This window comes from Streptomyces adustus, assembly GCF_009377175.1.
In the GTDB taxonomy this organism is placed as follows: Bacteria; Actinomycetota; Actinomycetes; order Streptomycetales; family Streptomycetaceae; genus Streptomyces; species Streptomyces adustus.
Window position 1 is genome coordinate 13,145 of sequence record NZ_VJZD01000067.1, and the last position, 26,107, is coordinate 39,251.

General features: G+C 72.2%; 25 protein-coding genes. 12 read left to right on the plus strand and 13 right to left on the minus strand.

Annotated elements, in window-relative coordinates; genetic code table 11:
• The first annotated feature begins 125 nt into the window (after positions 1–125).
• From FNH09_RS18475 to FNH09_RS18485, 3 genes are all read left to right on the plus strand, one after another.
• Complete coding sequence (locus FNH09_RS18475) at positions 126–1,508, plus strand: ABC transporter ATP-binding protein (RefSeq protein ID WP_152889255.1); 1,383 nt, start codon at positions 126–128, stop codon at positions 1,506–1,508.
• A 106-nt stretch (positions 1,509–1,614) separates the two neighbouring features.
• Entirely contained in the window at positions 1,615–3,003 is a 1,389-nt protein-coding gene (locus FNH09_RS18480; RefSeq protein WP_152889257.1) for an aldehyde dehydrogenase family protein, read from the plus strand.
• 80 nt (positions 3,004–3,083) lie between these two features.
• The gene (locus tag FNH09_RS18485) at positions 3,084–4,166 is read left to right on the plus strand and encodes a Zn-dependent alcohol dehydrogenase (protein ID WP_152889259.1); all 1,083 of its coding nucleotides are present in this window, start codon (positions 3,084–3,086) and stop codon (positions 4,164–4,166) included.
• Between the two features lie 10 nt (positions 4,167–4,176).
• Here FNH09_RS18485 and FNH09_RS18490 read toward each other — a convergent pair whose 3' ends face one another.
• The 3 genes from FNH09_RS18490 to FNH09_RS18500 form a co-directional block, all read right to left on the minus strand.
• On the minus strand, positions 4,177–5,133 hold the full coding sequence (locus FNH09_RS18490; protein WP_152889318.1) for a DMT family transporter: 957 nt from the start codon (positions 5,131–5,133) through the stop codon (positions 4,177–4,179).
• 78 nt (positions 5,134–5,211) lie between these two features.
• The gene (locus tag FNH09_RS18495; RefSeq protein WP_152889261.1) at positions 5,212–5,934 is read right to left on the minus strand and encodes an ArsR/SmtB family transcription factor; all 723 of its coding nucleotides are present in this window, start codon (positions 5,932–5,934) and stop codon (positions 5,212–5,214) included.
• 47 nt (positions 5,935–5,981) lie between these two features.
• Positions 5,982–6,623 carry a TetR/AcrR family transcriptional regulator gene (locus FNH09_RS18500; RefSeq protein ID WP_152889263.1) on the minus strand — a complete coding sequence of 214 codons (642 nt, stop codon included), beginning with the start codon at positions 6,621–6,623 and terminating at the stop codon, positions 5,982–5,984.
• 73 nt (positions 6,624–6,696) lie between these two features.
• Between FNH09_RS18500 and FNH09_RS18505 the strand changes: the two genes are divergently transcribed.
• From FNH09_RS18505 to FNH09_RS18515, 3 genes are all read left to right on the plus strand, one after another.
• Positions 6,697–7,848, plus strand: a complete 1,152-nt coding sequence (locus FNH09_RS18505) for an acyl-CoA dehydrogenase family protein (protein WP_162468760.1) — start codon at positions 6,697–6,699, stop codon at positions 7,846–7,848.
• 69 nt (positions 7,849–7,917) lie between these two features.
• Entirely contained in the window at positions 7,918–8,163 is a 246-nt protein-coding gene (locus tag FNH09_RS18510) for a YiaA/YiaB family inner membrane protein (RefSeq protein WP_152889265.1), read from the plus strand.
• 120 nt (positions 8,164–8,283) lie between these two features.
• A complete protein-coding gene (locus FNH09_RS18515; RefSeq protein WP_152889268.1) occupies positions 8,284–8,925 on the plus strand; it encodes a TetR/AcrR family transcriptional regulator in 642 nt (213 codons plus the stop codon).
• Here the strand turns inward: FNH09_RS18515 and FNH09_RS18520 are convergent.
• Positions 8,916–9,377, minus strand: a complete 462-nt coding sequence (locus tag FNH09_RS18520; protein WP_152889285.1) for a MaoC family dehydratase — start codon at positions 9,375–9,377, stop codon at positions 8,916–8,918. The two genes, FNH09_RS18515 and FNH09_RS18520, sit on opposite strands and share 10 nt — an antisense overlap.
• A gap of 133 nt (positions 9,378–9,510) precedes the next feature.
• Between FNH09_RS18520 and soxR the strand changes: the two genes are divergently transcribed.
• Positions 9,511–10,008: a redox-sensitive transcriptional activator SoxR gene (gene soxR, locus FNH09_RS18525; protein ID WP_162468761.1), complete on the plus strand. Its 498-nt coding sequence runs from the start codon at positions 9,511–9,513 to the stop codon at positions 10,006–10,008.
• 120 nt (positions 10,009–10,128) lie between these two features.
• On the opposite strand, the gene FNH09_RS18530 is transcribed toward soxR, so the two are convergent.
• Positions 10,129–10,734, minus strand: a complete 606-nt coding sequence (locus tag FNH09_RS18530; protein WP_152889289.1) for a hypothetical protein — start codon at positions 10,732–10,734, stop codon at positions 10,129–10,131.
• A gap of 221 nt (positions 10,735–10,955) precedes the next feature.
• On the opposite strand from FNH09_RS18530, the gene FNH09_RS18535 reads away from it, so the two are divergent.
• Positions 10,956–13,742, plus strand: coding sequence for a penicillin acylase family protein (locus FNH09_RS18535; protein ID WP_152889291.1), 2,787 nt, complete (start codon positions 10,956–10,958; stop codon positions 13,740–13,742).
• A 26-nt stretch (positions 13,743–13,768) separates the two neighbouring features.
• On the opposite strand, the gene FNH09_RS18540 is transcribed toward FNH09_RS18535, so the two are convergent.
• Positions 13,769–15,088: an alpha/beta hydrolase family protein gene (locus tag FNH09_RS18540; RefSeq protein WP_152889293.1), complete on the minus strand. Its 1,320-nt coding sequence runs from the start codon at positions 15,086–15,088 to the stop codon at positions 13,769–13,771.
• 81 nt (positions 15,089–15,169) lie between these two features.
• Positions 15,170–16,423, minus strand: coding sequence for an exo-beta-N-acetylmuramidase NamZ family protein (locus tag FNH09_RS18545; RefSeq protein ID WP_152889295.1), 1,254 nt, complete (start codon positions 16,421–16,423; stop codon positions 15,170–15,172).
• 288 nt (positions 16,424–16,711) lie between these two features.
• On the opposite strand from FNH09_RS18545, the gene FNH09_RS18550 reads away from it, so the two are divergent.
• From FNH09_RS18550 to FNH09_RS18560, 3 genes are all read left to right on the plus strand, one after another.
• Entirely contained in the window at positions 16,712–17,476 is a 765-nt protein-coding gene (locus FNH09_RS18550) for an SDR family oxidoreductase (RefSeq protein ID WP_152889297.1), read from the plus strand.
• Positions 17,473–19,143 carry an AMP-binding protein gene (locus tag FNH09_RS18555; RefSeq protein WP_162468762.1) on the plus strand — a complete coding sequence of 557 codons (1,671 nt, stop codon included), beginning with the start codon at positions 17,473–17,475 and terminating at the stop codon, positions 19,141–19,143. The genes FNH09_RS18550 and FNH09_RS18555 overlap by 4 nt, the downstream gene beginning before the upstream one ends.
• A gap of 88 nt (positions 19,144–19,231) precedes the next feature.
• On the plus strand, positions 19,232–19,825 hold the full coding sequence (locus FNH09_RS18560; RefSeq protein ID WP_162468763.1) for a TetR-type transcription factor C-terminal domain-containing protein: 594 nt from the start codon (positions 19,232–19,234) through the stop codon (positions 19,823–19,825).
• Positions 19,826–19,881: 56 nt separating this feature from the next.
• On the opposite strand, the gene FNH09_RS18565 is transcribed toward FNH09_RS18560, so the two are convergent.
• A complete protein-coding gene (locus FNH09_RS18565) occupies positions 19,882–21,096 on the minus strand; it encodes an acyl-CoA dehydrogenase (protein WP_152889299.1) in 1,215 nt (404 codons plus the stop codon).
• 6 nt (positions 21,097–21,102) lie between these two features.
• Positions 21,103–22,137, minus strand: a complete 1,035-nt coding sequence (locus FNH09_RS18570; RefSeq protein ID WP_152889301.1) for a phosphotransferase family protein — start codon at positions 22,135–22,137, stop codon at positions 21,103–21,105.
• 292 nt (positions 22,138–22,429) lie between these two features.
• Between FNH09_RS18570 and FNH09_RS18575 the strand changes: the two genes are divergently transcribed.
• Positions 22,430–23,377, plus strand: a complete 948-nt coding sequence (locus FNH09_RS18575; protein WP_152889303.1) for an NADP-dependent oxidoreductase — start codon at positions 22,430–22,432, stop codon at positions 23,375–23,377.
• Positions 23,378–23,395: 18 nt separating this feature from the next.
• Here FNH09_RS18575 and FNH09_RS18580 read toward each other — a convergent pair whose 3' ends face one another.
• Genes FNH09_RS18580 through FNH09_RS18595 form a run of 4 tightly spaced genes read right to left on the minus strand, consistent with a single transcriptional unit; the run spans position 23,396 to position 25,604 of the window.
• Complete coding sequence (locus FNH09_RS18580) at positions 23,396–23,737, minus strand: DUF202 domain-containing protein (protein WP_152889305.1); 342 nt, start codon at positions 23,735–23,737, stop codon at positions 23,396–23,398.
• Positions 23,734–24,126: a DUF202 domain-containing protein gene (locus FNH09_RS18585; protein WP_162468764.1), complete on the minus strand. Its 393-nt coding sequence runs from the start codon at positions 24,124–24,126 to the stop codon at positions 23,734–23,736. Before FNH09_RS18585 ends, FNH09_RS18580 begins: the two co-directional genes overlap by 4 nt.
• 27 nt (positions 24,127–24,153) lie before the next feature.
• Entirely contained in the window at positions 24,154–24,669 is a 516-nt protein-coding gene (locus tag FNH09_RS18590; protein WP_152889309.1) for an NUDIX hydrolase, read from the minus strand.
• A gap of 41 nt (positions 24,670–24,710) precedes the next feature.
• Entirely contained in the window at positions 24,711–25,604 is an 894-nt protein-coding gene (locus FNH09_RS18595) for a DMT family transporter (RefSeq protein ID WP_162468765.1), read from the minus strand.
• Positions 25,605–26,107: the final 503 nt, after the last annotated feature.

Here is a 26,107-nt window from a genome sequence, read left to right on the forward strand (position 1 = left end):
CGTCAGGTGTCTTCCCCCTCCCGGGCACGGTCCGTTAACTTCCGTGACTCACAGCCCCGTACGACCCGCACGGGACAATCGACCGCGGAGCACCAGCGCCCGAGTGAGCCCCCAGGGACACCTTCATGACACGCGCCATCTCCCTGCACGACGTGAGCAAGGCCTACACGCGAGGCGTCCGGGTGGTGGACCGGCTCTCGCTGGACATCGCGCCCGGTGAGTTCCTGGTCCTGCTGGGACCGTCCGGCTGCGGCAAGTCGACGGTGCTCAGAATGATCGCCGGCCTGGAGGACATCGACGAGGGCGTGCTGCTCCTCGACGGCGGGCACGGCAACGACCTGCCGCCGTCCGAGCGGGACATCGCCATGGTCTTCCAGAACTTCGCCCTCTACCCGAGCATGACCGGCCGGGACAACATCGGCTTCCCGTTGCGCATCGAGGCACCCGGCGCGGACCCCCGTCCGCGGGTGGACGCCACCGCCCGCATGCTGGGCATCGAGGACCTCCTGGACCGGTTCCCGGGCCAGCTGTCCGGCGGGGAGCGCCAGCGGGTCGCCATGGGCCGGGCCATCGCCCGGCATCCGTCGGCGTTCCTGATGGACGAGCCGCTGTCCAACCTCGACGCGAAGCTGCGCAACCACCTGCGGGCGGAGATCTCCAAGCTCACCCGGGAGCTGGGCGTCACCACGGTCTACGTCACCCACGACCAGGCCGAGGCCATGTCGCTCGGTGACCGGGTCGCCGTGCTGCGCGGCGGGGTGCTCCAGCAGGTCGACACCCCGCGCTCGGTCTACGCGCTGCCCCGCAACGTCTTCGTGGCGGCGTTCATCGGCACCCCCCGCATCAATCTGCTGCGCGGCCTGGTCCGCGCGCCGCTCGACGGGGCGATGACCCTCAGTCTCGGCAAGCAGTTCCTCCGGCTGCCCGAACCCCTGTGCCTGGACCACCAGTTGCTGCGGGTGCAGCAGGGCCGCGAGGTGATCGTCGGGCTGCGTTCGGAGGCGGTGCGGATCGCCTCGCGCGCCGAGGCCCGGCCCGGCGAGGTGCCGATCACCGGCCTGGTGGAGCACGTCGAGTTCCAGGGGCACGAGGTGCTGGTCCACTTCAACACCGGGTCGCGGCCCGCCGTCGTACCCGATCTGGAGGCTCCGCGCCCCGCCGTACGGCCGGTCCGCCGCAGACGCCGGGAGGGAAGGGTCCTGGACCGGCTGCGGGGGCGGGCGGGAGCCCTGCGGGCCGGACCGGTCCTCGCCGCGGACGACCCCGAGCCGCACGGCTCCGTCTCCCGCGGCTTTTCCTCCCAGGGCTCCGCGCCGCAGGGTGCCGCGGTGACCTCGCCGGACGGGCGCCTGCCCGGCGACCTCGTCGTGCGCACCACCCCCGACTTCGACCTCCGGCACGGTATGCACGTCCCGCTCCTGGTCGACCTGGCTCACCTGTTCGTGTTCGACCAGCACGGCGACCGGATCTGCCCGGCCCCGGACCGGTTGCCGGACCTGGAGGAATGAGGCCGTTGCGGCATCCTGGGCGAGTGGTGTCTGGCGCCCAAAAACTATCACCGCTAGTTTGTGTGCCGGAAGACGAAGAGTCGCCGCCCGCCCGGGAGGAAGCACGATGAAGGCACACGACGGCATGTACATCGACGGCGCCTGGCGCCCCGCCGCCGGCCAGGACGTGATCGAGGTCGTCAACCCGGCCGACGAGCAGGTCCTCGGCACGGTCCCCGCGGGCACCGCCCTGGACGTCGACACCGCCGTACGGGCCGCCCGCGCCGCCCTGCCGGGCTGGGCCGCCACCGCGCCGGCCGAGCGGGCCGCCCGGCTGGGCGCCCTGCGGGACGTCCTGGTGGCCCGCGCGGAGGAGATCGCCGCGACCGTCACCGCGGAACTCGGCTCGCCCCTGGAGTTCTCGCGGGCCGTCCACGCGGGCGTCCCGGTCGCGGTCGCGGGCTCGTACGCCGACCTCGCGGCGACGTACGCCTTCGAGGAGAAGGTCGGCAACTCCACCGTCCACCACGAGCCGGTCGGCGTGGTCGGCGCGATCACCCCCTGGAACTACCCCCTCCACCAGATCGTCGCCAAGGTCGCCCCGGCCCTCGCGGCGGGCTGCACGGTCGTCCTGAAGCCCGCCGAGGACACCCCCCTCACCGCCCAGCTCTTCGCCGAGGCGGTGCACGAGGCAGGGGTCCCCGCGGGCGTCTTCAACCTCGTCACCGGCCTCGGACCGGTGGCCGGCCAGGCGCTCGCCGAGCACCCGGGCGTCGACCTCGTCTCCTTCACCGGATCGACGGCTGTCGGCAGGCGGATCGGTGCCGCGGCCGGAGCCGCCGTCAAGAAGGTGGCCCTGGAGCTCGGCGGCAAGTCCGCCAACGTCATCCTGCCCGGAGCCGACCTCGCCAGGGCGGTGAAGGTCGGCGTCGCCAACGTGATGTCCAACTCCGGTCAGACGTGCAGCGCCTGGACCCGCATGCTGGTGCACACCGAGCAGTACGAGGAGGCCGTCGCGCTCGCCGCCGAGGCCGCCGCAAAGTACGGCGACCGGATCGGCCCGCTCGTCAACGCCAAGCAGCAGGAGCGGGTGCGCGGTTACATCGACAAGGGCGTGGCGGAGGGTGCGCGGCTGGTCGCCGGTGGCAGCGAATCCCCGCGTGAACAGGGGTACTTCGTCGCCCCGACGGTCTTCGCCGACGTCACCCCCGACATGGCGATCGCGCAGGAGGAGATCTTCGGCCCGGTCCTGTCGATCCTGCGCTACGAGGACGAGGAGGAGGCGCTGCGGATCGCCAACGGCACGGTCTACGGCCTCGCGGGCGCCGTCTGGGCCGGGGACGAGGAGGAGGCGGTGGCCTTCGCCCGCCGGATGGAGACCGGCCAGGTCGACATCAACGGAGGGCGGTTCAACCCGCTGGCCCCCTTCGGCGGCTACAAGCAGTCGGGCGTCGGCCGTGAACTCGGCACGCACGGCCTGTCCGAGTACCTCCAGACCAAGTCCCTCCAGTTCTAGGCACTCCGGTTCCGGCCCGCCCGGTTCCCGTCCCGGTCCGTCCAGTTCCAGTCCGCCCAGTTCCAGGGGAGTCACCTGTCATGGCTGTCCGTGCCGCCGTCCTGCCCGCCATCGGCTCCGCGCTGGAGATCACCGAGATCGAGCTGCCCGAGCCCGGCCCCGGCCACGTCCGGGTGCGGCTCGCCGCCGCCGGGGTCTGCCACTCCGACCTGTCCCTGTCCGACGGCACCATGCGGGTGCCGGTTCCCGCGGTCCTCGGCCACGAGGGCGCGGGCACGGTCGTCGCCGTCGGCGAGGGGGTGACCGGGTTCTCGGCCGGAGCCGAGGTCGTCCTCAACTGGGCGCCAGCCTGCGGGAGTTGTCACGCCTGTTCGCTCGGTGAGGTCTGGCTGTGCGCCAACGCCCTGAACGGCGCCGCGGACGTGTACGCCCGTACCGTGGACGGCGTCGCACTGCATCCCGGTCTCAACGTCGCCGCGTTCGCCGAGGAGACCGTGGTGCCCGCGTCCTGCCTGCTGCCGGCCCCGCCGGGCGTGCCGCTCGCCGACGCGGCCCTCCTCGGCTGCGCGGTCCTCACCGGTTACGGAGCCGTCCACCACTCGGCGCAGGTGCGGCGCGGCGAGACGGTGGCGGTGTTCGGCGCCGGGGGAGTGGGCCTGGCCGCGCTCCAGGCGGCCCGGATCGCCGGAGCCTCACGGATCATCGCCGTCGACGTCTCCCCGGCGAAGGAGGAACTGGCGCGCGCGGCGGGCGCCACCGACTACGTCGTCGCCTCCGACACCACCGCCCGCGAGATCCGCGCCCTCACCGGCCGGGCGGGCGTCGACGTCGCCGTCGAGTGCGTGGGCCGGGCCGTCACCATCCGCACCGCCTGGGAGTCCACCCGCCGCGGCGGGCGCACCACGGTCGTCGGTATCGGAGGCAAGGACCAGCAGGTCACCTTCAACGCCCTGGAGCTCTTCCACTGGGGCCGCACCCTCTCCGGCTGCGTCTACGGCAACGCGAACCCGGCGGTCGACCTGCCCGTCCTGGCCGAGCACGTCCGCGCCGGCCGCCTGGACCTGGGCGCCCTGGTCACCGAACGGATCGGCCTGGAGGGCATCCCGGCGGCGTTCGAGAACATGCTGGCGGGCAAGGGCGGCCGGGCGCTGGTGGTGTTCTGAGGCCCGCGACTCAGGACACCTGCTCCTGCTCCTGTTCCGGCCGTGGCGCGGCGGCCGGAGCGGCAGCGGGTGCGACGGCAGGCCGCCGTGTCCGCGACCGCGACACCGCCACACCCGCCAGGCACAGCGCCCCGCCCGCCAGGGTGAGCACACCCGGCACCTCGCCCAGCACCAGCCAGGACATCAGCACGACCAGCGCGGGCACCGCGTACGTCGTCGCGCCCATGCGGCCCGCCGTCGTACGGGCCAGGGCGTACGCCCAGGTCGTGAAGGCGAGCGCGGTCGGGAACAGGCCCAGGTAGACCATGTTCAGCGTGGCGGACAGCGGGGCCTCGCCCGCCTCCCACACCAGCTGTCCGGTGAACGGCAGGCAGACCACCGCGCCGACCAGGCACCCGAACGTCGTCACCTGGAGCGCGCTCGCCCGCTCCAGGGCCGGCTTCTGGGTCACCACCCCGCCCGCGTAGGCGACCGCGGCCAGCAGGCACAGCACCACCCCGAGGGCCGAGGAGCCGCCCCCGCCCGACATCGACAGGCCCACGGTCACCGCACCCGCGAACGACACCGCCATGCCCGCGACCAGCCGCGGCGACAGCGCGTCGCCGAGCAGCCGCGCGCCGAGCACGGCGATCAGCAGCGGGCCGATGTTCACGACCAGCGCCGCCGTGCCCGCGTCGACCTGCTGCTCGCCCCAGTTGAGCACCACCATGTAGAAGCCGAACCACAGCACCCCGGACACCGCTATCCGGCGCCAGGCCGACCGCGGCGGCAGCCCCTCCCGCCGTACGGCCCAGAGCGCCCCCAGCGCGAGTGCGCCCGTCAGCAGCCGCCCGAGCGCCAGCGCGCCCGGCGAGTACGCGGCGCCCGCGCTGCGGATCGAGACGAAGGCGGAGGCCCACAGCACGACGGTGACGGTGGCCGCCCCGGCGGCGAGCAGCCCCGTACGGGCGGGTGGTGCGGTGTTCATCATGCTCCTGAGAGTAGGTGGGGCCGGATCGGCCCGACCGGCGGATTTCGGACCGGGCAGTGACGGCGCGGGCGCTGCTCAGCGCAGTGCAGACGCCTCGATGCCCAGCAGTTCCGACAGCGCGCGCTCGCCCGCCGCCGTCACCTTCACGGCCCGCTCGGTGCCGATGCGCACGCACCAGCCCGCGTCCAGGGCGTGCCGGCACAGCGCCGCGCCCGCGACGCCCGCGAGATGGGGGCGGCGCTCGGTCCAGTCGAGGCAGCCGCGGGCCAGCGGCCGTCGGCCGTGCCGGTCCAGACCGATGCCCGCGGCGGCGAACCAGCGCACGCCCGCGTCCGTGAGGGCGAACCCGGTGTCCTGGCGCAGCAGTCCGCGCCCGGTCAGCGCGTCGGTGACCACGATGCCCAGGCGTCCGGCGAGATGGTCGTAGCAGGTGCGGCCGCGGGCCATCGCGGACCCGGCGCTCGATTCGCGCAGGCTGCGCGGCTGCCGGGCGGCCCGGGGCGCGAGGGGGGCCGCCAGATCCTCCACCAGGTGGGCGATCCGGGCGTCGGCCAGCCGGACATAGCGGTGCCGTCCCTGGCGTTCCTCGGTGAGCAGCCCGCCCGCGACCAGGCGGTTCAGGTGCTCGCTCAGCGTCGACGCGGCGACGCCGGCGTGCCGGGCCAGTTCCCCGGCGGTCCACGCGCGCCCGTCGAGCAGTGCGAGCAGACAGGCCGCCCGGGTCTCGTCGGCGATCAGCGCGGCGAACCCGGCCAGTGCCGCGGCCTGCGGGTCGGTGGTGGTCATGGGTTCCAGCATGGGACACGCACGCTTCGGCGCCCGCCGAACTGTCCGCCGGACCGGGCCTACGCGCTCTGCCGTACCTGCGCGTACTGCTGCGCCAAGCCGTCCAGCAGGGCCGTCAGGCCGGTCTCGAAGGCCCGCTCGTCGATCTTCTCCTGCTGGTCGGCCAGGAGGTGGGCCTGTCCGAGGTGGGGGTAGTCGGCCGGGTCGTAGGCGCTGGCGTCGTCCACGAAACCGCCGGCGAACGAGCCGAGCGCGGAGCCCATCACGAAGTACCGCATCAGCGCGCCGATCGAGGTGGCCTGCGCGGGCGGCCAGCCCGCCGCGACCATCGCGCCGTAGACCGCGTCCGCGAGCCGCAGACCGGCCGGGCGGCGGCCGGGGCCGTGGGCCAGCACCGGGACGATGTTCGGGTGCGCACGGAGGGCGGCCCGGTAGGAGACGGCCCAGTCATGCAGGGCGGTCCGCCAGTCCCGGCCGTCCTCGAACATCGACAGGTCGACCTGGGCGCTGACCGAGTCGGCGACCGCCTCCAGGATCTCGTCCTTGGTGCTGAAGTGGTTGTAGAGGGAGGGCCCGCTCACCCCCAGTTCGGCGGCGAGCCGCCGGGTGGAGACGGCGGCCAGGCCCTCCGCGTCCACGAGCGTGCGGGCCGCCCCGACGATCCGGTCGGTGCTGAGGAGGGGCTTGCGCGGTCGGGCCATGGCGCACATAGTAGGGCTGCAACCTTAAACTAGCAGTGCTAATTTAAATGTCTGTGATGGGGAGTGACCCGACGTGAACCTGGAGCTCAGCGAGGAGCAGACCGCGGTCCGGCGGCTCGCCCGGGACTTCGTGGAGCGCGAGATCGCCCCGCACGTGATCGCCTGGGACCGGGCCGAGGAGGTCGACCGGGGCATCGTGAAGAAGCTCGGCGAGGTCGGCTTCCTGGGTCTGACGATCGACGAGGAGTACGGCGGCTCGGGCGGCGACCACCTCGCGTACTGCCTGGTCACCGAGGAGCTCGGCCGCGGCGACTCGTCGGTGCGCGGGATCGTCTCGGTCTCGCTCGGCCTGGTCGCCAAGACCATCGCCGCCTGGGGCGACGAGGAGCAGAAGCGGCGCTGGCTGCCGGGGCTGACCTCCGGTGAGCACGTGGGCTGCTTCGGGCTGACCGAACCCGGCACCGGCTCCGACGCCGGGAACCTCGCCACGCGCGCGGTCCGCGACGGCGACGAGTACGTCGTCAACGGCACCAAGATGTTCATCACCAACGGCACCTGGGCCGACGTCGTCCTGCTGTTCGCCCGCTCCACCGACGCCCCCGGCCACCACGGCGTCTCCGCCTTCCTGGTGCCGGCCGACACCCCCGGCCTGACCCGGCGCGCGGTCCACGGCAAGCTCGGTCTGCGCGGCCAGGCCACCGCCGAACTGGTGCTGGAGGACGTCCGCGTGCCCGCGTCCGCGATGCTCGGGCCCGAGGGCAAGGGCTTCACGGTCGCCATGTCGGCGCTCGCCAAGGGCCGGATGTCGGTCGCGGCGGGCTGTGTCGGCATAGCCCAGGCGGCGCTGGACGTCGCGGTGAAGTACGCCGGTGAGCGCGAGCAGTTCGGCAGGACCATCGCCCACCACCAGCTCGTCCAGGAACTGCTCAGCGACATCGCCGTGGACGTGGACGCCGCCCGGCTGCTGACCTGGCGCGTGGCCGACCTGGTCGACCGCGGTCTGCCCTTCGCCACCGAGTCGTCCAAGGCCAAGCTGTTCGCCTCGGAGGCGGCGGTGCGCGCCGCGAACAACGCCCTCCAGGTCTTCGGCGGCTACGGCTACATCGACGAGTACCCGGCGGGCAAGCTGCTGCGCGACGCCCGCGTGATGACCCTCTACGAGGGCACCAGCCAGATCCAGAAGCTGGTCATCGGACGTGCGCTGACCGGGGTCTCGGCTTTCTGAGTACCTGTCCGTACGTCCCTGAGTACCCCGGCGGATGTGGCGTGGGCCACGTCCGCCGATGCTCGTCGCATGACTGACGCATCCGGCAAGCAGCAGAACACGGCCGCCTTCTACGGTCAGGCCGTCGCCTCCTTCTCCCTCGCCATGGCCGCCACCGCGATCGGCATCTTCAAGCTGCACGCCGACGCCTGGGTCCGGGCCTTTCTGGGCATCGCCGTCCTCTATCTGGTCACTTCGGCCTTCACCCTGGCCAAGGTCGTCCGCGACCGCCAGGAGGCCTCGGCCCGGCCGTACAGCCCCTTCGAGAAGCTCTGAGCACGGCCCTTCGAGAAGTTCTGAGCACGGCCCTTCGAAAAGCTCCGAGCGGGCACACTAAGCGAGCGCTCAGCTTCGGCGGTATGGTGTAGCTCCGGTACCGAGAGGGGCGAGCGAGCGATGAGTACGGCGGAGGACACGGCCGGCGGCGAGGCCGAGGCGTGGGGCCAGGTCACCCCTGACGCGGCCCGGCGGCTGCTGGTGGCCGCCGTGGAGGCCTTCGCCGAGCGCGGCTACCACGCGACGACGACCCGTGACATCGCGGGCCGCGCGGGGATGAGCCCGGCCGCCCTCTACATCCACTACAAGACCAAGGAAGAGCTGCTCCACCGGATCAGCCGGATCGGTCACGACAAGGCGCTCGACATCCTGCGCACGGCGGCCCGGGGCGAGGGTGACGCGACCCGACGGCTCGCCGACGCCGTGAGCTCCTTCGTGCGCTGGCACGCCGGGGGGCGCACCACCGCGCGGGTCGTGCAGTACGAACTGGACTCGCTCGGCCCGGACGCCCGTGCCGAGATCCTCGCCCTGCGCCGCCAGGTCGACGCCGAGGTGCGCGGGATCGTCGAGGACGGGGTGGCGTCCGGCGAGTTCGACGTGCCGGACGTGCACGGCACCACCATCGCCGTGCTCTCCCTGTGCATCGACGTGGCCCGCTGGTTCAACGTCGACGGCCCGCAGACGCCCGACGAGGTCGGCGCGCTGTACGCCGACCTCGTGCTGCGGATGGTCGGGGCGAAGCAGTCGCCCGCTCAGACGTAGTACCGGGACACCGACTCCGCCACGCACACCGGCTTGTCGCCGCCCTCGCGCTCCACGATGAAGGCGACGGCGACCTGTACGCCACCGGGCACGTCGTCGACGCCGGTGATGGTCGCCGTCGCGCGCAGCCGCGAGCCGACCGGGACGGGGGCGGGGAAGCGGACCTTGTTGGTGCCGTAGTTGACGCCCATCTTGACGCCCTCGACCGAGATCAGCTGGGGTCCGAACAGCGGCAGCAGCGACAGGGTCAGGTACCCGTGGGCGATGGTGGTCCCGAACGGGCCCGAGGCCGCCTTCTCCGGGTCGACGTGGATCCACTGGTGGTCGCCCGTGGCCTCGGCGAACAGGTCGATCCGCTTCTGGTCGACCTCCTGCCAGTCGGTGTACCCCAGCTGCTCGCCCACCGCAGCCTTCAGCTCGTCGGCTGACGTGAAGATCCTCGGCTCTGCCATGTCCCGGCCTCTCGCATCACGGATGTCCCGTTGAGGTGTTCCCACTTATGTCTAAGCAACTGCTTAGCATGGTCGGGTCCCGGGCGGCTGTCAACGGACCACCGGGGTGTCGGGTTTGGGTAGGCTCCGAGGAGTGCCCCAGATTCCCGAGAAGATCCACGAGCTCACGGTCGGCCAGCTCGCCGCCCGCAGCGGCGCCGCCGTCTCGGCGCTGCACTTCTACGAGTCCAAGGGGCTGATCAGCAGCCGCAGGACCGCGGGCAACCAGCGCCGCTACACCCGCGACGCCCTGCGCCGGGTGGCCTTCGTGCGGGCCGCCCAGCGGGTCGGCATCCCGCTGGCCACGATCCGCGAGGCCCTCGCCCAGCTCCCCGAGGAGCGCACGCCCACCCGGGAGGACTGGGCCCGGCTCTCCGAGACCTGGCGGGCCGAACTGGACGAGCGGATCAAGCAGCTGAACCGGCTGCGCGACCACCTCACCGACTGCATCGGCTGCGGCTGTCTCTCCCTGGAGTCCTGCGTCCTGTCCAACCCGGACGACGTGTTCGGCGAACGGCAGACGGGCTCGCGCCTGATGGTGGAACGCCCGCCCCGGCAGGCCGTCGAGGAACCGAGGAAGGCCTGCTCCTGAGCCACCCTCGGCCGGTGCCCACCCGTACGCCGTGCCGCCTCGTCCGTGCGCGGTCCTCGCCCGGCTCGAAGTGGCGACATGAGGGGGGTGCGGCATCCCCGGCGCACCCCCGGCGTGCTCTCAGGCCGACATCAGCATCGTCCGCCCCCGCCTGGCGAACGCCAGGGCCTCGGACGTGAGGACGGGCCGCGGGACGAGTATGCCGCAGTCCGCGCAGACCGGGCCCGACGACGGTTCGTGGTCCAGGTCGTACTTCCAGAACAGGCGCTGCCCGTCGCACACCGGGCAGGTCGAGCCCGGCTCGCGCTCCAGCGCGGCGATCAGACTGCGCAGCACCTCACCGAGCGGCGCGCGGGGGTGCAGCCGGGGGTTGTCGCACCAGGCGACACCGAATCCGCCCCAGGTCAGCCGGTGCCAGTCGTCCACGCTGCCCGGCCTGCGCAGCCCGTCGTGCTTCTCCTTCCTACGGCGTTCGGCGAACTCGCCCTCGTAGCCGAGCCACACCGCCCGTGCCTCCTCCAGCTCGTCCAACGCGGCCACGAGCCGCGCAGGATCGGGCGAGCGGTCCTCGGGGCCGAACCCCGACCGGGAGCTCAGATGGTCCCAGGTCGCCCTGTGCCCGTAAGGAGCGAACCGCTCAAGGCACTTGCGCAGTGAGTAGCGCCGCAGCGCCAGATCGCAGCGCGGATCGCGCACCTGTCTCGCCAGACTCCGGAAACCGGCCATCGCCTTGCACCTCCGTCACATCTGCACCTGTACTTCGGTCACTTCGGCGTCGTCGTGCGGACGTCGCCGAATAGACGTGTCGACACCCGAATCGGCTCCATCCGATTTCCGATCGCCCCCCATAAGCCGGAGCGACGACTCGAAAAAGTGACGCATGTTCATCTTCAATCCCGGGGATACCGGCGGTAACCTCCGGCCAATCCCCGTCGCTAGGAGCTGCCATGCCTGGGCGCACCCCACGCACACCTCTCGACAGACTGAGAACTCCCCGCAGATTTCCCGGGTTCCTGAAGACGGCATCCGTATGCGTCCTCATTGCCGGACTTTTGTCACCGCTTTCCCAGATGGCGGTCGCCGCCGAGACCGCCACGGCCACCGACTACTGCGGCGGACAGTGCTCCGACATCCTGCCGCCGGGCGAGAACGGCAACGCCACCCTCGCGCAGATCCTCCTCAACCAGGCGTTCGGCACCCAGCCTTCGCACGCCGAGGACCAGCTCGGCCCCTACGCCAACCTGGCCACGGGCTACTCGGCGCTCACCACCGACAAGATCAACACGTTCTTCAACGACGCCTCGTTCGGCGTCGCCTCCGGGCAGGTCGCCTCCACCGAGAGCCCGGCGGGCCGCACGGACGTGACGATCGTGCGCGACAAGAAGACGGGCGTGCCGCACATCACGGGCACCACCCGCTACGGCACGGAGTTCGGCGCCGGTTACGCCGCGGCCGAGGACCGGCTGTGGCTGATGGACGTCTTCCGCCATGTCGGACGCGGCCAGCTGACCACGTTCGCGGGCGGCGCGGCCTCCAACCAGGGTCTTGAGCAGGAGTTCTACCGCAACGCGCCGTACACCGAGGCCGACCTCCAGGCCCAGATCGACAACGCCGTGGCGAACAACGGCACCCGCGGCCAGCAGGCCCTCGCCGACGCCAACGCCTATCTCGCCGGCATCAACTCCTACATCGACGCCTCCGACAGCGGCCGCTACTTCCCGGGCGAGTACGTCCTCACCGGCCACAAGGACTCCATCACCAACGCCGGCACCATCGACCACTTCAAGATCACCGACCTGGTGGCGCTGGCCTCCGTGATCGGTTCGCTGTTCGGCTCCGGCGGGGGCGGCGAGGTCAACAACGCCGTCTCCCTGCTCGCCGCCCAGGCCAAGTACGGTGTCGCGGACGGCACCGCGATCTGGGAGTCCTTCCGTGAGCGCAACGACGCCGAGGCCGCCCTCACCGTCCACAACGGCGAGAGCTTCCCCTACGCCACCAAGCCCGACGACCCGCAGGGCGAGGCCCTGCCCGACGCCGGCACGGTGACGCAGGAACCGCTGGTGTACGACCGTACGGGCAGCGCGGCGACCGCCACGGCGGCGACCACGGCCACCACCGCGGCGGCCACCGCGCTCAGCTCGGCCAGGCGCGGTATGTCCAACGCCCTCGTGGTCAGCGGCAAGTCCACCGCCAGCGGTCATCCGATCGCCGTGTTCGGGCCGCAGACCGGCTATTTCGCGCCACAGCTGCTGATGCTCCAGGAGATCCAGGGACCCGGCATCAGCGCCCGCGGCGCCTCCTTCGCGGGCCTGAGCATGTACGTCGAACTGGGCCGCGGCCAGGACTACGCGTGGAGCGCCACGACCTCCGGCCAGGACATCATCGACACCTACGCCGTCGAACTGTGCCAGGACGACTACCACTACCTCTACCACGGCACCTGCACGGCGATGGAGAAGGTCGAGCAGAAGAACGCCTGGACGCCGACGACCGCCGACGGCACCGCGGCCGGCTCCTACACGATGCGGGTCTACCGCACGAAGTACGGTCCCGTGGAGTACCGGGCCACCGTCGGCGGCAAGAAGGTCGCCTACACCACCCTGCGCTCCTCCTACCTGCACGAGGCCGACTCGATCATCGGCTTCCAGATGCTCAACGACCCCGACTACGTCAACGGCCCGGCCGCCTTCCAGGCCGCGGCGCAGCACATCAACTACACCTTCAACTGGTTCTACGCCGACTCCACGCACACCGCGTACTACAACAGCGGCGACAACCCGGTGCGCGCGAGCGGCGTCGATGCCGAGTTCCCGGTGTGGGCGCAGGCCGCCTACGAGTGGCGCAACTGGAACCCGGCGACCAACACCGCCGACTACACCCCCGCGTCCGCCCACCCCAACTCCGTGGACCAGGACTACTACATCTCCTGGAACAACAAGCAGGCCAAGGACTACACGACCGCGTCCTGGGGCGACGGCTCGGTGCACCGCGGCAACCTGCTGGACGACCGGGTGAAGAAGCTGGTCGCGGCCGGCGGGGTGACCAGGGTCGCCCTCGTCAAGGCGATGGCGGACGCGGCACTCGCGGACCTGCGGGCCGAGGACGTGCTGCCGGACCTGCTCCGGGTCGTCAACAGCTCCACGGTCACCGACACCGCGGCCGCCGCGGCGGTCGCCAAGCTCCAGACCTGGCTGACCGCGGGCGCCAGGCGCACGGAGACCTCGGCCGGTTCCAAGACGTACGCCAACGCCGACGCGATCCGCATCCTGGACGCCTGGTGGCCGCTGCTGGTGAAGGCGGAGTTCGAACCCGGCCTGGGCACCCCGCTCTACACCGCCCTGACCGCCAACCTGCCCATCGACGAGACCCCGTCGGCCGCGCACGGCCCGACCGGCGCGCACGCCGGAAGCTCCTTCCAGTACGGCTGGTGGAGCTACGTCGACAAGGACGTCCGGGCGGTGCTCGGCGACACCGTGGCGGGTCCGCTCGGGCAGAAGTACTGCGGCGGCGGCAGCCTGACCTCCTGCCGGGACATCCTCATCAGCACCCTGAAGCAGGCGGCCGCCCTGACCGCGGCCCAGGTCTACCCTGGCGACGACCTGTGCGCCGCGGGCAACCAGTGGTGCGCGGACTCGATCGTCCAGCGCACCCTCGGCGGTATCAAGCACGGCAACATCAGCTGGCAGAACCGGCCCACCTACCAGCAGGTGGTGGAGTTCACCTCGCACCGGTGACGCCCTGAACGGCGGCGGGTCGGGTCCTAGCGGATCCGGCCCGCTGCCAGCACCACCCGCGCCAGCTCCGGGTGCACGATGTCGCTGTGCGCGCCGCTCGGCGGGCCGCCGCGGCAGACCACCGCCGAGGCATCGACGTTGACGCACCCGGAGCCGGGCAGCGGGCCCCCGAGCGCGTCGGCGAGCGTCAGCGCCCGGGTGCCAGGCACCGCCTGCACCCCGTCGTGGCCCATCGCCCCCCACTTGTCGCCCAGCAGCCGGCCCAGGTCGAAGCCCTCGGCCACGCCCTGCGCGTCGCCAGCCATCCGGGAGGCCAGCGGGTACAGCGTGCCCAGCGCCGTGTCGTGGCTGGACCAGCAGCACACGAGGGGGCCGTCGACCCGCTGGTTCTGGCCCTGCAACACACCGCCCGCACGCGGGTCGTGGGGCAGCCGGGCGGCGAAGGCGTAGTGCGAGAAGGCCCCTTGCAGCAGGGTCACGGACTTCACCGTGCGCACGCCCTCGGGCAGCCCGCGCAGCGCGAACGACACCAGCCGCCCGCCGAAACTGTGCCCGACCAGATGCACCCGCACCTGCGGTGCCGCGTCCGCCAGTTGGCCCAGGAACCGGCCGAGCCCGCGCTCGCCCACCGTCCCGGCCCGCCGCTTCATCGCGTAGTACGTGCCCTGCCGGAGCAGTTCGTGCGCCCCCTCCCACGGGTCGGGCATCGTGAACTGCTCAGGGGAGTCCGGGGATTCGAGGTCGGCCAGGGCCTGCGCGAAGGTCTCGCACATCGCGGCCGCGGACCCGGTGAACATCTCCGGCTCGTCCTGCGGCACCCCCTCCGCCAGCGTGTCCGCCGCGAACAGCGCCTGCGGTCCGGGCGGCACCACCTCCACCAGCAGCCGCACCAGCCGCCCGAACTCGGTCAGTTCGGCCTCCTCGCGCGGCCGCTGCTCCAGCAGCCGCGCGAGCTGCTCCACCACGACCCCCCGGCCGGGGAAGGTCTCCAGCAGCGCGTGCCGGGTGTCCTTGTCGAGCGCCGGACGCCGGGGCGTCTCGGTCGCCACCGAGCGCGGGAAGTCCGGGATCGGCTCGTCGGAGAACCGCATCGACGGCCACACCACCCCCACGTACCCGATCCGGGCCGCCGGCGCGAGCTGCGGGAACGGGGCGAAGAAGCTGCTGTAGAGCCGGGTCGCGCCCGAGCGGTCGTTGTTCCAGCCGTGCGCGAACACCACCAGGTCGCGCACGCCGCGCCGGGGCACCTCGGCCAGCAGCCGGTCCCGCTCCGGACCGGACACGTCACCGTCCGCGTCGAAGGTCAGCTCCCAGTACGGCGTCACGCTCATCGCCGGATCTGCCATGACGGACTCCTTCGTCCCCCGTGGTGGTGCGCTCTGGGCGCATGGTCCTGCCAACGGGGGACATTGGCCATACGTCACGGCTCATCCGTAGGACAGATACTTCTCCCGCACCCGCCGGAACGCCGCCAGCTCCTCCTGCCAGCCCGCCACCACCGCGTCGGTGTCCGCGCCCGCGTCGATCGCGGTGCGCACCCGGTCGGAGCCGGTCAGCTTGTCGATCCAGTTGTCGGCACGCCAGGCGAAGCCGTCCCAGACCCGCCGGGCGGTCACCAGCAGCGCGATCCCGGTGCGCACCGGGTCGTACGCGCCCCGGTCGTGCACATGGATCTGCACGCCGCCGACGGTCTTCCCCTGGAACTTGGAGAAGGTGGGCGCGAAGTACGCCTCGCGGAAGTGCACGCCCGGCAGGCGCAGAGCGTTCACGGCGGTCGCCCACCGGCCGTCGATCCCCTCGGCGCCCAGCAGCTCGAACGGCCGGGTGGTGCCGCGGCCCTCGGAGAGGTTCGTCCCCTCGAACAGGCAGGTGCCCGCGTAGGCCAGCGCGGTGTCGGGCGTCGGCATGTTCGGGCTCGGCGGCACCCAGGGCAGCCCGGACGCGTCGTACCACTGCGACCGCTTCCAGCCGCTCATCGGCACGGTGTCCAGTGTCACCGGCGTCGCCAGGAACTCCCCGTTGAACAGCCGCGCCAGCTCCGCGACCGTCATGCCGTGTGCCTGCGCGATCGGCTGCCGGCCGACGAACGTCGCGAACTCCTTGTGCAGCACCGGACCCAGGGCCGCCCGCCCGGTCAGCGGATTGGGCCGGTCCAGGACCATGAACCGCTTGCCCGCGAGCTGCGCGGCCTCCATGCAGTCGTACAGGGTCCAGATGTACGTGTAGAAGCGGGCGCCCGCGTCCTGGATGTCGAAGACGACCGTGTCGACACCGGACGCGGTGAACACGTCGGCCAGCGGCCGGCCGCTCTTGAGGTACGTGTCGTACACCGGCAGCCGGGTCGCCGGGTCGTCGTAGCGGCCCTCGGAGCCGCCCGCCTGCGCGGTGCCGCGGAAGCCGTGCTCGGGTCCGAACACGGCACGCAGGTTCACCCGTTCGTCGGCATGCATCACGTCCACGATGTGCCGGGTGTCCCGGTTGACGCCGGTCGGGTTGGTGACGACGCCGACCCGCTGCCCCTTCAGCCGCGCGTAGCCGTCCGCGGCGAGCCGCTCGAAGCCGGTGCGCAGTTGTTCTCGGGGCGACTTCGTGACAGTGGCGGGGGTCAAAGACACTGTGGCCGCCGTGGACATTGTGGCCGCCGTGGCCGAGGCGAGCACGGTGCGTCTGGAGAGGCGCATGCGGATCCTCCGTGGGGGTGAGGTGACGGGCCGTCCGGTGCGGATCGTGCGGGCGACGGACGCCGCACCGGGGGCCTGTCTGACAATTCCCGCCTGCCCCGCGACGCCATGCACGCACTCTCGCACCTGACGCCGCGGGGCCCGCCCTCCGGGCGGACGACGGGAATTGTCAGACAGGCCCAGGCGGCCCCGCCGCTCCCAGCGTGCGGCAACGGCTCTTCCTCTCGCACATACCGACCGGTTAGTCTGGTGTCGCAGAGCCGATTCTCGTCGTGTCGAAGGAGACCGATGGTGGAAGCCGTGCAGGATGCCGGAGTGGTCGTCACCGGAGCGGGGGGCGGGATCGGGGCCGCACTGGCCCGCCGCTTCGCCGCCGAGGGGGCCCGGGTCGTCGTCAACGACCTGGACGCCGACAAGGCGCGGGCCGTGGCCGACGAGATCGGCGGTATCGCGATCCCAGGCGACGCCTCCGCGATCGTCGCCGACGCCCGGGACGCGCTCGGCGGCTCCGTCGACGTCTACTGCGCCAACGCCGGGGTCGGCTCCGGTGGTTCGGAGGCCGCGGGCGAGCCGGTGTGGGCCCTGGCCTGGGACGTCAACGTGATGGCCCACGTCCGCGCGGCCGAGGCGCTGATCCCCGGCTGGCTGGAGCGCGGCCGCGGGCGCTTCGTCTCCACCGTCTCCGCCGCCGGACTGCTCACCATGATCGGCGCCGCGCCGTACAGCGTCACCAAGCACGGCGCTTACGCCTTCGCCGAGTGGCTGTCGCTCACCTACCGCCACCGCGGGATCAAGGTCCACGCCATCTGCCCCCAGGGGGTGCGCACCGACATGCTGGCCGCCACCGGCAGCGCGGGCGACCTGGTCCTCCAGCCGACCGCGATCGAGCCGCAGGCCGTCGCGGACGCCCTCTTCAAGGGCATCGAGGAGGACCGCTTCCTGATCCTGCCCCACCCCGAGGTCGCCGCCTACTACCAGGGCCGGGCCGGCGATCCGGACCGCTGGCTGACCACCATGAACCACATCCAGCAGAAGTGGGAGGCCGGACAGTGACCGCCTCCCGCTACGCCGACAAGCCCTGGGTCGCCCTCCTCAACGACGCCCAGCGCGCCCCCGTCCACCCGGCCGACTCCCTGGTGCACGCCCTGCGCCGGGCCGTCGACGAGACGCCCGAGCGCGACTTCCTCGCCTACTTCGACGGCCGGCTGACGTACCGCGAGGTCGACGAGCTCAGCGACTCCGTCGCTGGCCATCTGGCCGCGCGCGGCCTGGAACACGGCGACCGGGTGGCCGTGCTGCTCCAGAACTCCCCGCAGTTCGTGCTCGCGGTGCTCGGCGCGTGGAAGGCGGGTGCGACCGTCGTCCCCGTCAACCCCATGTACAAGTCCGGCGAGGTCGCGCACGTCCTGCGGGACGCCGAGGTCACCGCGCTGATCTGCGCCGACCGAGCCTGGGAGGCGTATCTGCGCGAGGCGGCCGAAGGCTCGCCGGTGCGGATCGTGCTCACCGGCTGCGAGCTGGACTTCCAGACCCGCGGTGACATCCGCGTGCTGACCTTCGAGCGGGCGGCGCCGGCCGCGGACGCCGACGACCTCACCGCCGTCGCCCGGCAGGGCCACAAGGCCCCCGAAGGCCGCGACCCCGGCCCCGAGGACATCGCGCTGATCAGCTACACCTCGGGCACCAGCGGCACCCCCAAGGGCGCCACCAACACCCACGGCAACATCATGTACAACGCCGAGCGTCAGCGCACCGGCCTGGACCTGCCCGGGGTGCCCGTCTACTACGCGCTGGCGCCCCTGTTCCACATCACCGGGATGGTCTGCCAGCTCGGCGCCTGCCTCGACAGCGCGGGCACCCTGGCGCTGACCTACCGCTTCGAGTCGGGCGTCGTACTGGACGCGTTCGCCGAGCACCGGCCGCACTACACCGTGGGCCCCTCGACCGCCTTCATGGCGCTGGCCGCCCACCCGGCCGCCACCCCGGACCACTTCTCCTCCTTCGCGCACATCTCCTCCGGCGGCGCCCCGCTGCCGCCCGCCCTGGTGGAGAAGTTCCGGGCCGGCTTCGGACCGTACATCCGCAACGGCTACGGACTCACCGAGTGCACCGCGCCCTGCGCGTCCGTACCGCCCGGCCTGGAGGCGCCCGTCGACCCGGTCTCCGGGACGCTGGCCGTCGGCGTGCCGGGCCCCGACACGGTCGTACGGATCGTCGACGACAAGGGCGCCGAGGTGCCCTTCGGCGAGCAGGGCGAGATCGTCGTGAGCGGACCGCAGGTCGTGCCCGGCTACTGGCGGCGCCCCGAGGCCACCGCCGAGACCTTCCCCGACGGCGAGCTGCGCACCGGCGACATCGGGTTCATGGACGAACAGGGCTGGCTGTACGTCGTCGACCGCAAGAAGGACATGATCAACGCGTCCGGCTTCAAGGTGTGGCCGCGCGAGGTCGAGGACGTCCTGTACACGCACCCGGCGGTGCGCGAGGCGGCCGTCGTCGGGGTGCCGGACGGCTACCGCGGGGAGACGGTGAAGGCGTACATCAGCCTGCGGCCCGGTGCCGACGCGGATGCGGATACGCTCACCGCCTACTGCAAGGACAGGCTGGCGGCCTACAAGTATCCGCGCCAGGTGGAGATCCTGCCCGAACTGCCCAAGACGGCGAGTGGGAAGATCCTCCGTCGGGAACTGCGTTCCCGCGACGCGCACGACAGCCAGTAGACGCGCACGACAGTCAGTGGACGACAGCCGGTGAAGGCTCGCCGACGAGGCAGGGCCGACAAGGCATAGAGGAAGGCAGGTGGCGGCAGTGCCCAGGACGACGGACGGCGACGGGCCCCCCGTACCGCAGCGGCTGCTCGCCGCCGCCACCCGGCTCTTCGCCGAGCAGGGCTACGACCGCACCTCGGTACAGGAGATCGTCGAGGCGGCCGGTGTCACCAAGGGGGCGCTGTACCACTACTTCGGCTCCAAGGACGACCTGCTGCACGAGGTGTACGCGCGCGTGCTGCGGGTCCAGCAGGAGCGGCTCGACGCCTTCGCCGACGCCGACGAGCCGATCGAGAAGCGGCTGCGGGGCGCCGCGGCGGACGTCGTCGTCACGACGATCGAGAACCTCGACGACGCGTCGATCTTCTTCCGCTCGATGCACCACCTCAGCCCCGAGAAGAACAAGCAGGTGCGCGCCGAGCGGCGGCGGTACCACGAACGCTTCCGAGCGCTCGTCGAGGAGGGCCAGGCCGCCGGGGTGTTCTCCACGGCGACCCCGGCCGACCTGGTCGTGGACTACCACTTCGGCTCGATCCACCACCTGTCGACCTGGTACCGCCCCGACGGCCCGATGCGCCCCCAGGAGCTCGCCGACCACCTGGCCGACCTGCTGCTGCGGGCCCTGCGCCCCTGATGTGGAACACGGAGGGCCCCGGCAACCGCCGGGGCCCTCCGTGTTGTGCGGGGCTCCTACAGGTACTTCTTCAGCTCCCGTCGCGCCAGCGACCGCTGGTGCACCTCGTCCGGGCCGTCGGCCAGCATCAGGGTGCGGGCACTCGCGTACAGCTCGGCCAGCGGGAAGTCCTGGCTCACACCGCCCGCGCCGTGCAGCTGGATGGCCCGGTCCAGGATGCCGACCACGGCGCGCGGGGTGGCGATCTTGATGGACTGGATCTCCGTGTGGGCGCCCTTGTTGCCGACCGTGTCCATCAGCCAGGCCGTCTTCAGCACCAGCAGCCGCAGTTGCTCGACGGTGACCCGGGCGTCCGCGATCCAGTTCTGGACGACACCCTGCTGGGCCAGCGCCTTGCCGAACGCGGTGCGCGAGACGGCCCGGCGGCACATCAGCTCGATCGCCCGCTCCGCCATGCCGATCAGCCGCATGCAGTGGTGGATCCGGCCCGGTCCCAGCCGGGCCTGCGCGATGGCGAACCCGCCGCCCTCCTCGCCGACCAGGTTCGACACCGGCACGCGCGCGTGGTCGAAGACCACCTCGGCGTGCCCGCCGTGCGAGTGGTCCTCGTACCCGAAGACCTGCATGGCGCGCTTCACGGTGACACCCGGGGTGTCGCGCGGGACCAGCACCATCGACTGCTGGCGGCGGATGTCGGCGCCGTCCGGGTCGGTCTTGCCCATCACGATGAAGATCTTGCAGTCCGGGTTCATCGCCCCGGAGATGTACCACTTGCGGCCGGTGACGACGTACTCGTCGCCGTCCCGCTCGATGTGGGTGGTGATGTTGGTGGCGTCCGAGGAGGCCACCTCCGGCTCGGTCATCGCGAACGCCGAGCGGATCTCACCGGCGAGCAGCGGCTCCAGCCACTGCTTCTTCTGCTCGTCGGTGCCGAACTGCGCCAGCACCTCCATGTTGCCGGTGTCCGGCGCGGCGCAGTTCAGCGCGGTCGGCGCCAGGTGCGGGGAGCGGCCGGTGATCTCGGCGAGCGGCGCGTACTGGAGGTTGGTCAGGCCGGCGCCGTACTCGGCGTCGGGCAGGAACAGGTTCCACAGCCCCTGCCTGCGCGCCTCGGCCTTCAGCTCCTCCACCACCGCCGGGGTGTCCCACGGCGAGGCGAGCTCGGCCCGCTGCTCCTCGGCGACGGCCTCGGCCGGGTAGACGTGCTCGTCCATGAAGGCCAGGAGCCTGGCGCGCAGTTCCTCGGTACGTGCGTCGAACGCGAAGTCCATGATGGATCAGCCCTCCTGGAGACCGTCGTGCAGCGTGGTCAGGCCGTGCTCGATGAAGACGGGGACGAGTTCGCCGATGCGGTCGAAGCCGCGGCCGACGGTCTGGCCCAGCGTGTAGCGGTAGTGGATGCCCTCCAGGATCACCGCGAGCTTGAACCAGGCGAACGCGGTGTACCAGGAGACGGCCGAGACGTCGCGGCCCGAGCGGGCGGCGTACCGCTCGATCAGCTCGGCGGGCGCCGGGTGGCCCGCGGCCTCGGCGGTGGTGGAGACGGGCGAGTGCGGCAGGCCGAGCCGCATGCTGTACATCACCAGCAGGCCCAGGTCGGTCAGCGGGTCGCCGAGCGTCGACATCTCCCAGTCGAGGACGGCCTTGATCGTGTCGTCCGCGCCGATCAGGACGTTGTCGAGCCGGTAGTCGCCGTGCACGACGGCCGGGGCGGGGGAGTGCGGTAGTTCGCGGCCGAGCGCCGCGTGCAGTTCGTCGATGCCTGCCAGGTCACGGCTGCGGGAGGCGTCGAGCTGCTTGCTCCAGCGCCGCAGCTGCCGGTCCAGGAAGCCCTCGGGGCGGCCGAAGTCCGCCAGGCCCACCTCGGCCGGGTCGACCGCGTGCAGCTCGACGAGGGTGTCGACCAGCGACAGCACCGCGTTGCGGGTGCGCTCGGCGCCGAGCGGGGCGAGCTGGTCGGCGGTGCGGTACGGGGTGCCCGTCACGAACTCCATGACGTAGAACGGCGATCCGAGTACGTCCTCGTCCTCGCACAGCAGCACCGGACGCGGCACCGGCACGGCGGTGGGGTGCAGTGCGCTGATCACGCGGTGCTCGCGCCGCATGTCGTGCGCGGTGGCCAGGACATGGCCGAGCGGGGGACGCCGTACGACCCACTTCGTGTCGCCGTCCGCGACCTCGTACGTCAGGTTCGACCGACCGCCCTCGATCAGCCGGCCGGTCAGGGGGCCGCGCACCAGGCCGGGCCGCTCGCGGTCGAGCAGGTCGCGCAGCCGGTCGAGATCGAGTCCGGGCGGGTGGTCGGGGCTCATACATCACTCCTACGGGCGCGTGAACGGGACCCGACTTATGATGCCGACCGGTCGGTATGTCGTCCAGTGGCTGAGCCGAAGGTGATCTGGGCCACCCTAGGCCGCCCCCTCCCCACGGCGAACCACGGGAAGCCGCCGGGAGTGGCTTTTCGGCCGCCGTCGGGCCGCCGTCGGGCCGCCGCGGGGGTCCGGCCGCGGCCCGGGTGACGACGATGCACAGGCTGCCACGCGAACGCCGCACATCGGGGCATCCGGCTTGCGTGGCGTCCGCGCCGGCCCGAGGGTCGGTCCCATGAAGGGCATCAGCTACAGCCGGTACGGCGGTCCCGAGGTCATGGCGTACGGGGAGGTGCGCGACCCCAAGGTGGGGCCCGACACCGTCCTGGTCCAGGTGCGTGCGGTGGGCGTCAACCCCGTCGACTGGAAGTGCCGGGAGGGCTACCTGGACGGGGTCCTCGACGTTGTCTTCCCGGTGATCCCCGGCTGGGACGTCTCGGGCGTGGTCGTACGACCGGGACCGGCCGTCACGGAGTTCCTGGTCGGCGACGAGGTCATGGGCTACGTACGGGAGGACTTCCTCTCCCGCGGCACCCTCGCCGAGTACGTGGCCGCCCCGGTGCGCACCCTGGCCCGCAAGCCCCGCAACCTCTCCTTCGAGGAGGCCGCGGGTCTGCCGCTGGTCGGGCTCACCGCCTACCAGGTGCTGACGAAGGCACTGGAGGTGAAGCGCGGCGAGACCCTCCTGGTGCACGCGGCGGCGGGCGGAGTCGGCTCCATCGCGGTCCAGCTGGGCCACCACCTGGGAGCACGGGTGATCGGCACGGCGAGCGAGGCCAACCACGACTTCGTACGCGGGCTGGGCGGCGAACCGGTCGAGTACGGCGAGGGCCTGGCGCAACGGGTGCGCGCGCTGGTGCCCGACGGCGTGGACGCGGTCTTCGACACCATCGGCGGCGAGACGACCCGTACCTCCGCGAACCTGCTGGCTCCCGAGGGCCGGCTGGCCTCGATCGCCGACCCGGACGTCGTCGGCTACGGAGGCCGTTACTGCTTCACCCGCCCCGACGCCGAGGACCTGCACCGACTGGCGGAACTGGCCGAACAGGGCGTGGTTTCGGTCCATGTCTCGCGGACGTTCCCGCTGGAGCAGGCGGAGCAGGCGTACCGGCTCAACCAGGAGGGCCGGACCCGGGGCAAGATCGTGGTGACGGTGGACCAGGAGGAGCCGGCGGAGGACTGAGCGCCGCCAGGACAGGCCCTAGACGATCAGTGCCGCGGCGCACACGGCCATGGCGACCGTGCACAGGACCGCCGCCGTGGCGTGCCGGGGGGCGAGCGTCCTCGGGCGGTGGCTCGCCAGAGCGCGGATGCGCCGGTGGGCGACGGTCAGGAACGCCAGCCAGAGGGCGCAGCACAGGATGCAGACAGTGATGCCGGCGGCGGTCCGGCCGTGGTGCAGGGAGGTCTTGACGGCGAGCACGGTCGCGACGGTGCTGGCCAGCGTCGTACGCCGCCAGGCCAGCCGGGTGCGCTCGGGCTGGAGCCCGGGGTCGCGCTGCGGCCGGCGGACCGGGGCGGGGGGCGGCGGCGCGCCGGTCATCCGTCCCAGCCGACCAGGACGACGATCACCATCGCGACGGCCACCACCGCGACGAGGACCGCGAGCAGGGCCGGGAAGCGGGAGGCCGGCAGGTCCTCGCCCCGGCGCATCGCCCGCTCGCACCGCACCCAGTGGTTGACCGCGCGCAGCGAGCACAGCACGCCCGCCGCGAGCAGGGCCAGCGCGAGCCCGACCCGCCAGGCCCAGCGCAGGTCCGGCAGGAACTGGTCGACCGCGAACCCTCCGCCGATCAGTGCCAGGGAGGTGCGCAGCCAGGCCAGGAACGTACGCTCGTTGGCCAGCGAGAACCGGTAGTCGGGCGTGCCGCCCTCCTCGCGGATCTGCTGGGGCGCGAACCACAGGCGGACGTTGCGCACGAACTCGATCACGTCCAGGACACTACCGGGGGCGGTCGGTCAGCTCTCGGCGCGGTACGCCCTGAGCCGCTCGTACGCCGCCAGCCCGTCCGGCACCCACTCCCAGCTGTCCAGGCGCGCCTCGACCTCCTCCTCGGGCAGGAAGTCGTGCCAGGCCACCTCCTCCACCTGGGGGTGCACCGGCAGTTCGCAGCGGACCTCGTAGACGGCCGACCACCAGCTGTGGCCTGAGCCGTCGGTGTACAGGAACTTGAAGCGGAACTCGGGGCGGGGCAGTCCGCTCACCCCGAGCTCCTCCTCGGCCTCGCGCAGGGCGGCGTCGTCGTACGCCTCGCCCGCGCCGACGACCCCGCCGACGAACATGTCGTAGAGGGAGGGGAAGACCAGCTTGGTCGGGGTGCGGCGGTGGACGAAGAGACGGCCGGCCGCGTCGCGCGCCTGGATGAAGACGCAGCGGTGGCGCAGACCCTGTGCGTAGGCCTCGCCGCGCGGGGACCGTCCGACGACCCGGTCGTTCTCGTCGACGATGTCGAGGATTTCGTCAGCAGCGCTCATGGGCCCATCCAAGCAGGGCCCGGGGCGACCGAGGGGAAAGGTCAGCGCGGTTGCAGGTCCCGCACCCGCTCCGGCTTCCCGGTGCCGTCGGGCATCGCCGGGTGCAGCCCCAGCAGCACGATGCCCACGACGATCGCCGCGAGCCCCGCGGCCTCCCAGGCCAGCGCTCCGGTGTCGGTGCGCAGCCGGTCGCCGAGGAAACCCACCCCGCAGAGGATGCCGGCCAGCGGCTGGGTCGCGGTCAGGGCGGGCAGGGACATCCGCAGCGGCGCCGTCTCGAACGCGCTCTGGACCAGCACCAGGCCGGTCACCCCGATCACCAGCACGGCGTACGGCTGCCAGCCGGACAGCACCTCGGCCAGACCCCCTGCGGCGAAGCGCTGCCCGCTGACCCGCGTCAACGCGTCCTGCACCCCGTACAGCAGCCCGGCCGCCACGGCCAGCAGCACCGGGCCCGCGCTGAGCCTGGACCGCTTCGCGTACGTCGTGAGCAGCAGGGCGACACCGACCATGGCTCCGATGATCAGCCAGTGCCGTGCCGGATCGGTGACCGCGTGGCCGCCGCGCGGCTCACCGGCCACGATGAACGCGGTCACCCCGCCCGCGAGCAGTGCGAGGCCCGCCCAGCCCTGGCGGCCCAGCGGCTGCCGGGTCTGACGGCGGGAGAGCGCGAGGGCGAACAGCAGGTTGGTCGCGAGCAGCGGCTCGACCAGGGAGATCTCGCCCTTGCCGAGGGCTAACGCGCCCAGGACCATGCCGACGACCATCAAGGCGATCCCGCCCAGCCAGCGCGGTACCCGCATCAGGTCCAGGAGCAGCCGCGGGGAGAGGAAGTCGCTGAGCGGGGCCCGCGCGGCGGCGTTCTGCTGGAGCACGAACCCGAAGCCCAGGCAGCAGGCGGCGCTCACGGCGAGAACCAGTACCAGAACCGACACGCTGTGTACCTCGATCATCCGGCCGGGCCACGGGTCGTCGATGGCCGACTCTAGCGGTCCGGGGCGGTCGGTGCCCCGGGAAGTGCCCGGAACATCGCCTGGGGCGAGACCCGGATCCGGGTGGTGGACGCGGCCGCGGTGCCCGGTCGATCACGGGTGGCGGCGCGGCCGTACGGTCATCGTCCGCCGCCCTGCGCCGCGACGCCATGGCGTGCGCCACGTCCGGCGGGCCCCGGCCCGCCGGGACGCCCGCCGCCCCGTCTGCCGGCCCCCGCGACAAGTGCCGCCGCACCGTGCGCAATTGACGGATCGGTGTGATCGCGCGGCTTGACGGTGTGCGCCGGCTGGGGGTTTGCTGTCCCGATCGGCCGATGGTGTGCCGACACCCGGCCGTGCCGCGCGAGGAAGCGGGCGCGGCGGCGCGAGGCGGCACGACGGCGTGCGAGGCTGCACAAAGGCGTGCGAGCGACCAGAGGAGCACGAGGTACGACCTGTCTCTTATA